Source organism: Amycolatopsis sp. M39, from assembly GCF_001651785.1.
GTDB lineage: Bacteria > Actinomycetota > Actinomycetes > Mycobacteriales > Pseudonocardiaceae > Amycolatopsis > Amycolatopsis rubida.
Window position 1 is genome coordinate 36,562 of the sequence record NZ_LWSF01000019.1, and the last position, 14,329, is coordinate 50,890.

Sequence of the window (14,329 nt, forward strand, 5' to 3'; positions counted from 1 at the left end):
AGCTGTAGCTTTCCCGCGTGCGGCAGGAACCCCGGCTCCGCGAGCGCGGGTCAGCGGACGCGCGGCGTGAACTCCGCGAGGTCCGGCAGCGGCGGCACCTCGCGGGCATACGCGTCCGCGGCCAGCACTCCGGTGGTGACCCGGGTGGCGGTGCGGCGGCCGAGCTCGTCGAGGATCTCCTGCTCGGTCCGGCCGCGGGCGAGCAGCAGCAGGAACGGGTCGGCGTCGAGCAGCCACGCGACCTGGAACGACAGCGCGGCGGCGTGCCGGCACGGGAGTTCCCAGCCGGGGCAGTCGCAGTCCGGGTCGAGGTCGCCGATGCCGGGCAGCAGCGGGACGACCTCGGCCAGCTCGGGCGGCAGGTGCCGGTCGAGCAGCGCGGCGAGGTGGCCGGAGTGGTCGGCGGCGCGGTCGAGCAGCAGTTCCCAGTCCGTTGCGGACAGTTCGGCCAGGTGCACGCCGGTGCGGTACGGGCCGTCGTCGGCGTCCTCGGTGGTCGCGGTGATCAGGCCCGGGCTGACCGTGATCGGGCCGACCAGGCCGGCCGCGGCGTAGCTCCGGCCTTTCTTCAGCTGCCGCAGGTCGAGCGCGGTGTCCTCCATCGCCTGCAGCCACGCGCGGCCCCACCAGGTGCGGGCGAACGGGCCGCGGCCGGTGCGGGCGGGGAACGCGGGGAATCCGCGGACCCGGTCGGTCATCGCTGCCTCCGGAGGGTCACGAGCTCGGCCAGCTCGGCGTCGGTGAGTTCGGTGAGCGCGGCCTCGCCCGAGGCGAGCACCGCGTCGGCGAGCGCGCGTTTCTCCCGCAGCATCGCGGCGATCCGGTCCTCGACCGTGCCTTCCGCGACCAGCCGGTGGACCTGCACCGGCCGGGTCTGCCCGATCCGGTACGCGCGGTCGGTCGCCTGGTCCTCGACTGCCGGGTTCCACCACCGGTCGTAGTGCACGACGTGGTCGGCGCGCGTGAGGGTGAGCCCGGTGCCCGCGGCCTTGAGCGACAGCAGGAACACCGGCACGTCGCCGTTCTGGAAGCCGCGGACGAGTTCCTCGCGCCGGGCGACCGGGGTGCCGCCGTGCAGCAGCCGCGAGGGGATGCCGCGCGCGGCGAGGTGCCGTTCGAGCAGCCGCGCCATCACCACGTACTGGGTGAACACCAGCACCGCGCCGTCCTCGGCGAGGATCGTGTCGAGCAGTTCGTCGAGCAGCTCGAGTTTGCCGGACCGGCCGGCGAGCGTGCCGTCCTCGGGCTCGCCGAGGAACTGCGCGGGGTGGTTGCAGATCTGTTTGAGCGCGGTGAGCAGTTTGACCACGCGGCCGCGGCGGGCCATGCCGTCGCTCGCGGCGATGTCCGCCATCAGCTCGCGCACGGTCGCCTCGTACAGCGCGGCCTGCTCGGCGGTGAGCGACACCGGCCGATCGGTCTCGGTCTTGGCGGGCAGCTCGGGCGCGATGCCCGGGTCGGATTTGCGGCGGCGCAACAGAAACGGCCGCAGCAGCCGGGACAGCTGCTCGGCGACCGCCGGGTCGCCCCCGGATTCGACCGGTTTCCCCCAGTGACGGCGGAAATCGGCGAGCGGGCCGAGCAGTCCGGGCGTGGTCCAGTCGAGGATCGCCCACAGTTCGGTGAGCGTGTTCTCCACCGGCGTGCCGGTGAGCGCGACCTTCGCCGCGGAAGGCAGCAGCCGCAACGCTTTCGCCGTGTCGGAGCGGTGGTTCTTCACGTGCTGGGCCTCGTCGGCGACCAGCAGATCCCAGCTGACCCCGGCCAGCGGCGCGGGGTCGGTGCGCAGCGTGCCGTAGGTGGTCAGGACGAACCCGCCGGCCAGATCGTCCAGCGACCGCGCCGTGCCGTGGAACCGCCGCACCGGCGTCCCGGGCGCGAACCGGCGGATCTCGGTTTCCCACGTGCCCAGCAGCGAAGCCGGGCACACGACCAGCGTCGGCCCGGTGCCGCGGTGCAGGTGCAGGGCGATGAGCGTGACGGTTTTGCCAAGCCCCATGTCGTCGGCGAGGCAGCCGCCGAGACCAAGGCCGGTGACGGTGCCGAGCCAGTGCAGGCCGCGCAACTGGTAGTCGCGCAGGGTCGCGGCCAGCCCGGCCGGCTGCGGCGCCGGCACCGGATCGGCCGACAGCCGCTCGCGCAGCTCCTCCAGCCAGCCGTCGGTGCGAACCTCCACCCGGTCGCCGTCGACCTCGGTGCGGCCGGTGAGCGCGACGCCCAGCGCTTCGATCGCGGTGAGCGGCTTGAGCGTGCGGTCCCGGGCGCGGTCGGCGGTCTTGCGGTCCAGCAGCACCCACCGGTCGCGCAGGCGGACGACCGGACGCTGGGCCTCGGCGAGCGCGTCGAGCTCCGCGACGCTCAGCTCGCTGTCGCCGAGCGCGAGCTGCCAGTCGAACTGCAGCACCCGGTACCCGCCGAAGAACGACCGCTCCTCGGACGGCGCGTCGCCCGGCCGGACGACCGCTCGCGCGGCCAGGCCGGTCAGCTCCGCGGGCCAATGCACCGCCAGCTCCGCGGCGTCGAGCGCGCCGGCGAGCAGTTCGGCGATCTCGCGGTCTCCCAGCGCGACCGACGACGGAACCGCCGCCGACAGCAGCGGAGCCAGCGCGGGCCACACCTCGGCCCCGTGCCGCAAGGTGAGCAGGACCTCGTGCCGCGCCTCCTGGCCGCCGGTGCGCCACAGCTCTTCCGCGTCGACCAGCGGCTCGGTCCCGCCGTGCACCTGGACGACCGCGCGGAACCGGCCGCCCGCCAGGTCGTCGGACTCGATCCGCAGCGACACCCGCAGCGCGGGCTCCACTCCGGCGACGTCGCCGAGGAACCGCATCAGCAGCGGATACGGCTCCGGCACCCGCGCCGGATCGCCCGGGATCGGCGTGGCGTGGGCGTGCGGCGGCATCGCGTCGGCGAGCCGGCGCAGCCAGGCTTCCTCGCCGGGGTCGAGAGGCCCGGTCCACCCGGCCGACGCGAGCCGTTCCGCGGCTTCGGCGGCCAGCGCCCAGAACCGCGCGGACGGATCAGCCAGCGCCCGCAGCACCGGCACCGCGTCCGCGGCCGGCAACCGCAGCGCGGGCACCGTGCGCGCCCCGTCCGGCAGCACGACCTCGACGGTCCCGGGCGCCCCGGGGCCGTCCGGCTCCGCGCCGTCGGGTCTCCAGAACACGACCCGGCCCGGCTCCACCACAACTGAATTCAGTGCTCCGCCCTCCCCTGGCTGGCCTCTGCGAGATAGTCTACCGGAAAACTCTGTACTGCGTACAAGGAGCGAAATGGACACCGAGGAGCCGGGCGATCCGCGGCGGACCATCGAACTGCTGTGGGGCGTGCCCGGTCCCCCGCGCCGCGGCCCGAAGCCGAAGCTGTCGGTCGAGCACGTGGTGTTCGCCGGGGTCCGGGTCGCGGACGCGGACGGGCTGGACGCGGTCACCATGCGCCGGATCGCCGACGAACTGGGCGTCGCGACGATGTCGCTCTACACCTACGTGCCCGGCCGCGACGAGCTGCTGGAGCTGATGCTCGACCACGCGCACGGCGAACTCCCCGGCGAGCTGCCGGAGGGCTGGCGGGCCGGGCTCGCCGCGGTCGCCGGGGACCTGTGGCGGCTCTACCACCGGCATCCGTGGCTGCTGGAGATCCGCGCCGGCCGCCCGACGCTGGGCCCGCACACCTTCGCCAAATACGAGCGCGAACTGGCCGCGATGGACGAACTCGATCTCGACGACGTCCAGCTCGACGCGATCGTCAGCCTGCTCAACGGACTGGTCGCCGGCGCGGCGCGCGGTTCGGTGGACGCGGCCCGCGCCGCGCGGCGCAGCGGGATGAGCGACGTCGACTGGTGGAACCGCTCCGCGCCGGTGCTCGCCGGGATCCCGGCGGCCGATCCGGCGCACTTCCCGCGCGCGAGCCGGGTCGGCACCACCGCGGGACAGACCTACGGGGGTTCCTCGGATCCCGAACACCATTTCCGGTTCGGGCTCGACCGCATCCTCGACGGGATCGGCCAGCTCGCCGGAGCCTGACCGCGCGAAATTGTCGGGGCCCCGGTCTACCGTTCGGAGAGTCCCGGCGGAAACCGTTCGCCGGCACGGACCGGGAGGGGCACGCAGTGACCGGGCAGCACGACGCGGCCGGGCAGCACGACGCGGCCGAAGCCGCGCTCGCGCAGGCGTTCCGCGACGAGTGGAGTGCCGTCGTGGCCACGCTCATCCGCGTCACCGGCGACTGGGACCTTGCCGAGGAATGCGCCCAGGAGGCGTTCGCGCTCGCCGTGCGCACCTGGCCGCGCGACGGCGTTCCCGACCGGCCCGGAGCGTGGCTCACCACCGCCGCCCGCAACCGTGCCGTCGACCGGCTCCGGCGCGCGTCGGCGGGAGCGGACAAGGTCCGGGAGGCCGCACTGCTGGCCGTCCCGGACGAACCGGCAGCCGGACACAGCGGAGTCGGCGCACTCGACGACGACCGGCTCCGGCTCATCTTCACCTGCTGCCATCCCGCGCTCGCCTTCGAAGCGCAGGTGGCGCTCGCGCTGCGCACGCTCGTCGGGCTCAGCACCGCGGAGATCGCCCGCGCGTTCCTCGTGTCCGAATCGACGATGTCGCAGCGCCTCGTCCGGGTGAAACGCAAGATCCGCGCCGCCGGGATCCCGTACCGCGTGCCGCCCGCGCAGCTGCTGCCCGAGCGCACCGCCGCCGTGCTCGGCGTGCTGTACCTGCTGTTCAACGAGGGCTACTCGGCCAGCGAAGGAGACGACCTCCAGCGTCCCGGCCTGGCGGCCGAAGCGATCCGGCTGGCCCGGCTGCTGCATTCCTTGATGCCGGACGAATCCGAGGCAACCGGCCTGCTCGCGCTGCTCCTGCTACAGCACGCCCGCCGCGGCACGCGAAACGGCTCTGATGGCGAGTTGATCCCGCTCGAAGAACAAGACCGCGGCCAGTGGGACGCCGCGGCGATCACCGAGGGCACCGCGCTGCTGGAAGGCGCGTTGCGGCGGCGCAGCCCCGGGCCGTACCAAGTGCAGGCCGCGATCGCCGCGTGCCACGCCGGCGCCGCGCGCGCCGAGGACACCGACTGGGCGCAGATCGCCGGGCTCTACCTCCAGTTGCGGCGTTACCGGCCGGGGCCGGTGGCCGAACTGAACCGCGCGGTCGCGGTCGGCATGGCCGTCGGACCGGAAGCCGGGCTCGCCCTCGCCGACCGGCTGGCCGAAGACCTGACGGGCTACCACCTGCTGCCCGCCACCCGCGCGGACTTCCTCCGCAGGCTCGGCCGCACCGAAGAAGCCCAGGTCGCCTACACCGAGGCGCTCGCACTGGCCCCCACCGGAGCCGAACGCAGCTACCTCCGGAGAAGGCTTTCGGAAATTTCTTCGCCGGAGGTGTCTGTCTCCGCCTCCTCCGTTCGTCGGGAAGGCACAACCGACTCCGGAAGGACAGCCATGATCACCAAAACCCTCCGCGCGCCCGGCGCACAGATCCACTACGACGTCGCCGGCTCCGGACCGCTGCTGCTCCTGGTGCCCGGCGGCCCCGCGGACGCCACCGCGTTCGCCGCACTGCGCCCGTGCCTTGCCGGCCGCTACACCGTCGTCACCTTCGACCCGCGCGGCATCTCCCGCAGCCGGACCACCGATCTCGACGACGACCTGGTCGGCCAGCACGCCGAGGACGTCCAGCGGCTGCTGACCGAACTGGACGCCGGACCGGTCTCGGTGCTGGCCAACAGCGGCGGCGCGATCACCATGCTCGAACACGCCACCCGCTACCCGGGTGCGGTGCGGACGCTCGTCGCGCACGAACCGCCGGTCAGCCGCTACCTCGGCGACCTGCTGGCCGATTTCCCGGACATCCCGGCGATCTACCGGGAGCAGGGCGTCGACGCGGCGGTCGGAGCGTTCATGGCCGCCAGCGGATTCGAGATCCCCCCGCCGCCCGAGCACCCCACCGCCGAGGAGATCGAGCAGGGCAAGCGGATGCGCGGCAACTTCGAAGTGTTCTTCGGCAGGCTGATGGGCGCCATCGGCGCATGGGAACCCGATCTCGAAGCGCTCGCCGCCGCGGATACCCGGATCGTCGTCGCGGTCGGCGACGCGGCCGGGACCCCGGCCTACGAGGCGGGCGTCGGCCTGGCCCGCGCGCTCGGCAGCGAGCCGGTCCTCTTCCCGGGCGACCACGGTGGCTTCGCCGCCGAACCCGAGGCGTTCGCCGTCCGCCTCGCCGAAACCCTCAACGCGGAGAACTGATGCGCTACCTGCTGATGATCGCCGGATCCGAAGAGCCGACCGCCGAACAGCTCGCGATCGGCTGCGGCGGCTGGTCCGAGGACCTGCTCCACCGCGGCATCCTCGTCGGCGGCGGCGGACTGCACCCGCCCGCGACAGCAACCACCGTGCGCGTGCGCGACGGCGAGGTCCTGCTCACCGACGGGCCCTTCGCCGAGACCAAAGACCAGATCGGCGGCTACGCCGTGCTCGAATGCGCCGACCTCGACGAGGCCGTCGAACACGCGTCCCGGCATCCGGCCGCCTCCTACGGCACCATCGAAGTCCGCCCGCTGCTCGGCTGACTCCCGCATCCGCCCCGGAAAGGAACGCCCTTGCCCTCCATTGTGGACAGAAACGAACAGCGCTACGTCGGCTGCCGCGCGACGGTCGGACCCGACAGCATGGCCGAGGTCGCGCACCGGATCGCCGCGATCATCGGAGCTCTCGCCGAACGCGGGCTCGAACCCGCCTGCGCGCCGTTCTTCCGGTACCTGGTGCTCGGCACGGACATGAAGACCGTCACCGTCGAGGTCGGAGTCCCGGTCGCGGAGCCCCTCGACCTCGGCGACGAATACTCCAACGGCGTCCTGCCCGCCGGGAAATAGGCGCAGGTCACCCACCACGGAGCGCCGAGCGGTCTCTTCGCCGCCACCGCCGACCTGCTCGCCTGGGGCGAAAAGGAGGACGTGCGCTGGGACCGCACCGTCGAGGCCGACGGCGAGCACTGGGCCGCCCGGCTCGAGATCTACCGCACCAACCCGCGGATCGAGCCGGACGCGAACAACTGGGACACAGACCTCTGCTTCCGGCTCGCCGACTGACCCGCCGGTGGTCCCGGGGTCACGCGCCCCGGGACACCACGGCACCGACCAGGCACCCGAACCCGGTCGCGGACAGCACCGTCCGCACCAGGTTCCAGCGCACCCACGGCTGCTCGAACCGGGCCCGCAACGCGGCGAAGTCGACCGTATCCGCGGTGAGGGCGTTGTTCATCGGCACGTTGATCGCGCCGGTCACCAGCATCATCGCCACCAGGAGCGCGGCGCCCGCGACGAGCCAGAGCAGCCCGCCTTGCGCGCCGCTGGTGAAGTGCAGGACCACGGCCGCGACGGCGAGCAGCGGCGCGCCCAGGAACGACAGCATGAACCAGCCGTTGAGGATGGCCTCGTTGATGCGGCGCATCGCGGTCACGAACGTGTGGTCGTCGGCATGGGCGAGGCCGGGCATCACCGACACCGTGTACGCGTAGAACAACCCCGCGATCAGCCCGGCCGCGACCACCGCCGCCACGAGCACCGCCTTGGAAACGATCACCATCGTCTTGCCTTTCGTCTTGTCCCCAACGCACCCCAGTCAACCCGCAGACAACGAGACGATCCATCGCTTGTCCGCTCGAAGCCATACGTCATCGTCTCGCTAGGAGACCTCATGCAGCACACGCTCCCCCACGGCGTCGCTCTCGGCGCCGAGCACTTCGGCGACCCGGCCGCGCCGCTGGTCCTGCTCGCCGGCGGCACCACGATGCTGTCCTGGCCCGACGCCTTGTGCGAAGCCCTTTCGCGCGGCGGCCGGCATGTCGTGCGCTACGACCTCCGCGACGCAGGCACCTCGACCACGATTGACCCGAACGCCCCGGCCTACACCCTGCGCGACCTCGCCGCAGACGCGGCCGCGCTCGCCCGCGAACTCGACGACCGGCCCGCCCACCTGGCCGGCGTCGGCGTCAGCGGGATGGTCGCCCAAGTCGCCGCCCTCGACCACCCCGAGGCGTTCTCCGCCCTCACGCTGTACGGAACCCGCCCCGTCGCCCCCGGTCCCGTCGACGCGGACCTGCCCGATCACGACGCGAAAGCCATGCGCGAGCTGTTCGCGCTGCCGATGCCGGACTGGTCGGACCGCGCCGCCGTCGCCGACTGGGCCGCCGCCGGCGCCGCAATCCTCGGCAACGACCCCGATACGGCCCGAATCGTCGCGGCCCGCGTCTTCGACCGCGCGGCCAGCACGGAACCGGTCGTGCAGATGGCCAACCAGCTGGGCATGGTGTTCTCCAAACTCGACTGCACGCCGCGCTGGCGTGAACGCCTGCCGGAGCTCGCGGTCCCGACGGTGGTGCTGCACGGCCGCCGGGACGTGTTTTTCCCGGCGGGCAACGGCGAAGCCCTCGCCCGCGAGATCCCCGGAGCGCGGCTGGTCGTCCTGGACGACGCCGCGAGCGCGATTCCGGACGCTGCCGCCGAAGAGGTCGCCGCGGCGATGCTCGCCGCCTGACACCGAGCGCCGCGGGACGGTAGGCCGGTTTTCTCGCCGTGCCGGACTGATTCCCGGGCGCGCCAGGGCCCGCACTCAACGGTTGCTCGGCCTCGCGGGATTTCCTTGGCAGCGGGGAAACAGCGGGCTCCTCGGCACCGGGTCGGCACTCGGACGACTGTGCGCGCCGCCGGGCGGAAGGAAGCTCGGCGAGGCAAGGGAAACCCGAAAACACCAGGTTTTCCCTTGCCTCGGCGCTAGTCTCGGCCAGGTGGACCCGCTCACCGCGTTGCTCGAAGGACCCCGCGCGCACGGCGCGTTCCTGCTCCGGTCCGTGCTGCGCCCGCCGTGGTCGTTGCGGATCGAGGACGAAGCGCCGCTGACCGTGCTCGCCGTGGTCCGCGGCGACGCCTGGCTGGTGCCCGGCGGCGCCGAAGCCGTCCGGCTGGACGCGGGCGACGTGGCCGTCGTGCGAGGACCCGCTCCGTATCTCGTCGCCGACGATCCGGGGACGCCGCCGCAGGCCGTGATCCGCCCGGGACAGGAGTGCGTCACGCCGGAGGGCGGGCATCTCACCGACCTGACCGAGTTCGGCGTGCGCACCTGGGGCGGCGCCGCCGACGGTCCGACTGTGCTGCTCACCGGCACCTACCCGACGGTGGGCGAGGTTTCGCGCCGCTTGCTCGCCGCCGTGCCGAGCGTCGTCACCGCTCGCGCCGGGTCCAGCCCGGATCCGCTCGTCGCGATGCTCGCCGACGAAATCGAGCGCGACGTCCCCGGGCAGGAAGCCGTCCTGGACCGGGTGCTGGACCTCCTGCTCGTCCGCGTCCTGCGGGAATGGCTCGACCGCCCCGCCGCGCCGGCCTGGTACCGCGCCCACGGCGATCCGGTGGCCGGGCAGGCGCTGCGCTTGCTGCAGGACCAGCCCGAGCACCCGTGGACGGTCGCCGGTCTCGCGAGCGCGACCGGTGTTTCCCGCGCCGCGCTCGCGAGGCGGTTCACCGACGCGGTCGGCGAACCGCCGATGACCTACCTCGCCACCTGGCGGCTCGCCCTCGCCGCCGATCTCCTGCGCCAGCAGCCGGACGCGACGCTCACCGCGATCGCCCGGCAGGTCGGCTACCGCAGCCCCTTCACGCTGAGCGCCGCGTTCAAACGGGAGTACGGGCGCAGCCCGCAGCACTACCGCCTGCGCGAACCCGCCTGAACATCCGGCGCGCCCGCTGGAAGCGTCAGTCCTCCTCCCCGAACATCTTCGCGAACAGGTGCCGCACCTTCTCCGCCGCGCCGTCGGACAGGAACAGCTCCAGGTTGTCCGCCGACATCCGCGCCGCCGGTTCCGCGCGTTCGAGCATCGCCTGCTCGAACTTCCGCACGTCCCCGCCTTCAGCCAGAACCAGCGCAAGCTCGGCCCCGTCGCGCATCGCGAGGTTCGCGCCCTGCCCGGCGAAGGGCGACATCAAGTGCGCCGCGTCCCCGATCAGCGTCACGCCAGGAGCGGCGTCCCACCGCAAGCCGACCGGCAACGCGTTCAACGGATAAACCAGCACCGGCCCGGACGCGGCATCCACCAGGGCCAGGAATTCCGCCGGCCACGCGGCGTACAGCTCCTTCAGTGCGGCGCGAGCACGATCCGGCTGGTCGAACGGAATCCCCGAGGCGCTCGGCCAGTCTTCGTCGCACCGCAGCGCCAGGTGGACCCGGATCGTGCCGTCTCCGTTGCGTTGCGCGGAAAGCGTCTGCTGATTCCCGATCGCGGAGAAGCTGCCGCGCCCGACCAGCGCCGACGCCGCCGGATGCGCCCGGTCCGCGTCATGGATGACCAGCTCCATCCCGTGCACGCCGCAGTACGCCGGTTCCGTGTCGGTGAGCAGCGGCCGGATCCTCGACCGGGCGCCGTCCGCGCCGACGAGGAAATCGCAGTCCAGGGTTTCGCCGCCGGAGAGGTGAACGCGGTGGCGTCCGTCGCCGAGCGGCTCCGCCCGGGTCACCGCGTGTCCCCAGCGGACAGTCTCCTCCGGAAGCGCGTCGAGCAGCAGTTTCCGCAACGCGGGCCGGTCCGCCTCGGGACGGCCCCAGCGTTCTTCGCCCTCGTCCGGGGTGGCTTCCCGCCGCAGCAAGGTTCCCGCGGAATCGTAAAGGACCATGTCCTGGCCCTCCGGACGGGCGATCGCGCGATAACCGGCCTCCAGACCGGCCTGGCGCAGCGCCCACTGGCCCTCGTCGACGGTCAGGTCCAGCGTGCCGCCTTGGACTCGCGCTTCCCGGCTTGCGTCGCGTTCGCAGACCACGGCGTCGATGTCGTGCGCGCGCAACACCCGCGCACAGGTGAGCCCGCCGAGCCCGCCACCGGCGATCACGATTCGCATGATGCCATCCCCTCGATACACTGTATTGACAAAATACACTGTATCGGAACCGCCCCGGTACTGTCACCCGAAAAGGAGCGAGCATGGACGAACTGGTGTGGGAACGGCCCGAACCGCCGGCGCGCGCGGCACCGGCGCCGCTGAGCCGCGCCCGCATCGTCGAGACCGCCTGTGCGCTCGCCGACGAAGGCGGACTGGAAGCGGTGTCGCTGCGCAAAGTCGCGGCCGCTCTCGGCGCCGGGCCGATGCGGCTGTACGGCTACCTCGACACCAAAGAAGAACTGCTCGACCTGATGACCGACGCCGTCTACGGCGAGATCCCGCTGCCGGACCCGGACACCGAAGGCGTGGCCGCGCTGCGCGCGCTCGCCCACGGCTGCCGCGCCGCCGTCCAGCGGCACGAATGGTTCGCCGACCTGATCGGCGGACGGCCCGGCCTCGGCCCGAACGCGCTCGCGTACCTGGAGGCGTCGCTCGCCGCCGCGGCCGGTCCGGGCCCGATCGAGGACGCCATGATCACCGTGTTCACCGTCCACTCCTACGTCACCGGCGCGGTGCGCAGCGAGATCCGCGAGCGCCGGCTCATCAGCGACACCGGTCTCGACGAGGAAGCCTGGCAGCGCGCGGCCGGCCCCTACCTCCAGCGGATGTTCGACTCCGGCCGCTACCCCACCCTGTTCCGCACCGCCCGCGACGCTGTCCACCCGGACGGCGACGCCGTCTTCGCCGCCGGCCTCGAGCGGGTGCTTTCCGGACTCACCCTCGGCTAGTTACCGCTTAAGCGGCAAGATGGCCGCATGGACACCGCCGCGCTCGGGCCGACGACCCGGGTCATGCACGCGATGGAACAGCTCTGGGCCGAAATCCGGCGGCGGCACGCGGACGTTCCCGAAGCGATCCTGGTGCTGGCGTCGGGAACGATGGGCACCACCACCGAGATCCACGGCCACTTCGCCCGGTCCCGCTGGCACGTCGGCACCGGCGTCGAACCGCGCGCCGAGTTCTTCCTCGGCGCCGAAGGCCTCCGGCGCAGTGCGGCCGAGATCCTCTCCACCACGCTTCACGAGGCCGCGCACGGGCTCGCCGCCACCCGCGACATCGTCGACGTCAGCGACGGCCGCTACCACAACAAACGCTTCGCCGCGCTCGCCGCCGAACTCGGCCTGCGGGCCGAACAGGCGGACCGGATCGGCTGGTCCTCGACCACCGCGCTTCCCGCGACTCTCGATGCCTATCAAGGAGAACTCTCCCGGCTCGAAGCCGCGCTGACCGTGTGGCGGCACACCGAACAGGAGGTCGCCCGACTCGCCGTCGCGGCCCCGCCGGACGATCCCGATGCGCCGGACGAGGCGGCCGAACCGCTCGCGCCGCCGGTGGTGATCGCCCCGGTCGACGGCCGCGGCGCGCACCGCGGCGGACCGAATTACGTCGCGGCGATCTGCCGCTGCGAACCCCCGCGCCGGATCCGCGCTGCCCGGTCGATCCTGGAGCTGGGGCCGATCACCTGCACGCTGTGCGCCGAGCCGTTCATCGAAGCCTGACCGCTGCTCCGGAAATGCCAAGTGCTTGCACTTTGCTATCACTTCGGGCTGCGGTCGCGCATCACGAGCGAAGGGCGTCGCCGTGCTGAGCCAGGCGGCGGAGGGCGTGCTGGTCCACCGGAGCGAGGTGCTGGAGAACAACGCGGTCGTCGTGCGGGGCGGGGATGGTGACTGCTCGTCGATCCCGGGCTCACCACCGGCGAACTGGCCTGCCTCGCCCCCGATCTGCGCGAACTCGGCCAGCCGGTCGTGGCCGGCTTCGCGACGCACCCGGATGGGGATCACGTGCTCTGGCACGCGGAATTCGGCGACGCTCCCCGCTACGGCACGGCCCGGTGCGCGGCCTCCTCGCGGGACCTGCTGGCGAAGGCGGACTGGAAAACCCTGGTTGTCGAAGGATTGCCGCCGGAGCTCGCCGACGACGTGCCGATGGAACTGTTCGCCCGCATCACCGGCCTGCCCGCTGGAACGGAGTACCTCCCCTGGGAGGGCCCGCGCGCCCGGATCGCCGAACATCCGGCGCACGCCCCGGGACACGCGGCGCTGCTCATCGAGGAACGCGGGGTTCTCGTCGCCGGAGACATGCTTTCCGACGTGCTCGTCCCGATGTTCGGCGACGCCGCCGGCCCGATCGGGGATTATCCCGCCGGATTGCGGGCGCTCGAAGCCGTGGCGGGCGACGTCGAAGTCCCCGGCCACGGGTCCGTCGGGGCGGATCAGATTCGCGCGCGGATCGACCTGGACCGCGCGTACGTGCACGCCCTGCGCGACGACCCGCGGATCGGCCCGTCGGCCAAGCCCGGCTGGGAACGGCCAGGCGATCTGCACCGGGGACAGGCCGCCTGGCTCGGCTGATCAGCCGAGCCAGCCGCGATGCAGCGCCGGGGCCAGTTCGTGCGCGGCCGAATCGCGGATGGCGTTCTCGTCGTGCAGATAGCCCTCGGTGGTCGACAACGCGGCGTGCCCGAGGTCGCGCTGCACCTGGCGCGGCGGGACCCCTCGCTCGATCGCGTGCGTCGCATAAGAATGGCGCGCCGAATGCGGATGGATGGTGTCGCACAACGGTTGCAGGTGCGTCGCGACGAACCGGGCCTCGGCGGTGTCGAGCACCTCCTGCAGACGCGCGGTCTTGGGCGGCTGGCAGAACGTCGCACACAACCGGCGCAGCAACGCCGTCACATGCGAAACGTGCACGCGCGCGCCGGTGCTTGTGACGAACAGCGGCTCCGCTCGCTTCGCGCCTACCTGCCCGCGCAGCGCCGGGACCTGCGGCGCAGACCGCTCGGCCAGGTAGGCGTCGAGCGCGTCGGCCACTGGTGCGGCCAGCGCGACCTCGCGGTCCTTGGATCCCTTGCCGTGCACGCGAAGCACGCCGATGCCGCCCGCGGCCGGCCGCCGGTAGTCGCCCAGATCGACGCCGACGAGTTCCTCCGCGCGCACCCCGGTGCCGACCAGGATCTCGACCATCGCCCGGTCGCGCGGGCCGTTCCGGCTGAGGTCGGCCAGCAGCCACGCCGCGAGCAGCAACGCCCGGCACGCGTCGAACGACCAGCGCGCGGTCTGCGACGGAACGCCGGACGGCCGGTTGAGATGCTGCGCCCGCCGGTCCACGAGCGCCGCCGGATTGTGCCCGGCCAAGCCTTCGCGCAGCAGGTACTTGCGGTAGAACGCGGACACCGCCGACAGCATCCGCCCGCGCGTCGCGTCTCGGTACCCGGCCCGCGCCAGCTCGTCCAGCCACTGCTCGACGTGCTCCACCCGGACGTCGGCGAACGAAGTGAACCCGTTGCGCAGGCACCACGGCAGCCACGCGAGCGCGTCCGGATCGGTCCGGCGCGCACGGCCGCGGCGGCGTCCCGGATCGGGCGGCTGATAGCCGGGCACCCAGTCGAGCGGAATGCCAAGATCGGTCG

14 protein-coding genes and 2 pseudogenes are annotated in these 14,329 nt (G+C 72.8%); 11 read left to right on the forward strand and 5 right to left on the reverse strand.

Features of this window, described 5'->3' with window-relative positions:
- Positions 1-50: 50 nt before the first annotated feature.
- Entirely contained in the window at positions 51-698 is a 648-nt protein-coding gene (locus tag A4R44_RS31255; RefSeq protein WP_067588698.1) for an SWIM zinc finger family protein, read from the reverse strand.
- Positions 695-3,163: a DEAD/DEAH box helicase gene (locus A4R44_RS31260; protein ID WP_232791866.1), complete on the reverse strand. Its 2,469-nt coding sequence runs from the start codon at positions 3,161-3,163 to the stop codon at positions 695-697. The genes A4R44_RS31255 and A4R44_RS31260 overlap by 4 nt, the downstream gene beginning before the upstream one ends.
- A 106-nt stretch (positions 3,164-3,269) precedes the next feature.
- Here A4R44_RS31260 and A4R44_RS31265 point away from each other — a divergent pair, with 106 nt between their 5' ends.
- The 6 genes and pseudogenes from A4R44_RS31265 (at position 3,270) to A4R44_RS51890 (ending at position 7,080) form a co-directional block, all read left to right on the forward strand.
- Entirely contained in the window at positions 3,270-4,019 is a 750-nt protein-coding gene (locus A4R44_RS31265) for a TetR/AcrR family transcriptional regulator (RefSeq protein ID WP_067588700.1), read from the forward strand.
- Positions 4,020-4,105: 86 nt separating this feature from the next.
- A pseudogene (locus tag A4R44_RS31270) lies at positions 4,106-5,365 on the forward strand (RNA polymerase sigma factor); the annotation flags it as partial.
- A 144-nt stretch (positions 5,366-5,509) separates the two neighbouring features.
- Positions 5,510-6,238 (forward strand): annotated as a pseudogene (locus A4R44_RS46435) (alpha/beta fold hydrolase); the annotation flags it as partial.
- Positions 6,238-6,561 (forward strand): YciI family protein, encoded by a 324-nt coding sequence (locus A4R44_RS31275; RefSeq protein WP_067588702.1) that lies wholly within the window; start codon positions 6,238-6,240, stop codon positions 6,559-6,561. The pseudogene A4R44_RS46435 and the gene A4R44_RS31275, both read left to right, overlap by 1 nt.
- A 30-nt stretch (positions 6,562-6,591) precedes the next feature.
- Positions 6,592-6,864 carry a GyrI-like domain-containing protein gene (locus tag A4R44_RS51010; RefSeq protein ID WP_232791867.1) on the forward strand — a complete coding sequence of 91 codons (273 nt, stop codon included), beginning with the start codon at positions 6,592-6,594 and terminating at the stop codon, positions 6,862-6,864.
- 81 nt (positions 6,865-6,945) lie between these two features.
- On the forward strand, positions 6,946-7,080 hold the full coding sequence (locus A4R44_RS51890; RefSeq protein ID WP_255366203.1) for a hypothetical protein: 135 nt from the start codon (positions 6,946-6,948) through the stop codon (positions 7,078-7,080).
- 19 nt (positions 7,081-7,099) lie between these two features.
- On the opposite strand, the gene A4R44_RS31285 is transcribed toward A4R44_RS51890, so the two are convergent.
- A complete protein-coding gene (locus tag A4R44_RS31285; protein ID WP_067588704.1) occupies positions 7,100-7,576 on the reverse strand; it encodes a DUF1772 domain-containing protein in 477 nt (158 codons plus the stop codon).
- Between the two features lie 111 nt (positions 7,577-7,687).
- On the opposite strand from A4R44_RS31285, the gene A4R44_RS31290 reads away from it, so the two are divergent.
- Both A4R44_RS31290 and A4R44_RS31295 read left to right on the forward strand, forming a co-directional pair.
- Complete coding sequence (locus A4R44_RS31290; protein WP_067588706.1) at positions 7,688-8,527, forward strand: alpha/beta fold hydrolase; 840 nt, start codon at positions 7,688-7,690, stop codon at positions 8,525-8,527.
- Between the two features lie 250 nt (positions 8,528-8,777).
- Positions 8,778-9,713: an AraC family transcriptional regulator gene (locus A4R44_RS31295; protein WP_067588708.1), complete on the forward strand. Its 936-nt coding sequence runs from the start codon at positions 8,778-8,780 to the stop codon at positions 9,711-9,713.
- A gap of 25 nt (positions 9,714-9,738) precedes the next feature.
- Here A4R44_RS31295 and A4R44_RS31300 read toward each other — a convergent pair whose 3' ends face one another.
- Positions 9,739-10,875 (reverse strand): NAD(P)/FAD-dependent oxidoreductase, encoded by a 1,137-nt coding sequence (locus A4R44_RS31300; protein WP_067588710.1) that lies wholly within the window; start codon positions 10,873-10,875, stop codon positions 9,739-9,741.
- 83 nt (positions 10,876-10,958) lie between these two features.
- Between A4R44_RS31300 and A4R44_RS31305 the strand changes: the two genes are divergently transcribed.
- From A4R44_RS31305 to A4R44_RS31315, 3 genes are all read left to right on the forward strand, one after another.
- Positions 10,959-11,645, forward strand: coding sequence for a TetR/AcrR family transcriptional regulator (locus A4R44_RS31305; RefSeq protein ID WP_067588712.1), 687 nt, complete (start codon positions 10,959-10,961; stop codon positions 11,643-11,645).
- Positions 11,646-11,672: 27 nt separating this feature from the next.
- Positions 11,673-12,416 (forward strand): hypothetical protein, encoded by a 744-nt coding sequence (locus A4R44_RS31310; protein WP_067588714.1) that lies wholly within the window; start codon positions 11,673-11,675, stop codon positions 12,414-12,416.
- Positions 12,417-12,641: 225 nt separating this feature from the next.
- A complete protein-coding gene (locus A4R44_RS31315) occupies positions 12,642-13,271 on the forward strand; it encodes an MBL fold metallo-hydrolase (protein WP_338080406.1) in 630 nt (209 codons plus the stop codon).
- Here the strand turns inward: A4R44_RS31315 and A4R44_RS31320 are convergent.
- The coding region (locus A4R44_RS31320) for a tyrosine-type recombinase/integrase (RefSeq protein WP_067588934.1) at positions 13,272-14,329 on the reverse strand (1,058 nt) is incomplete at its 5' end.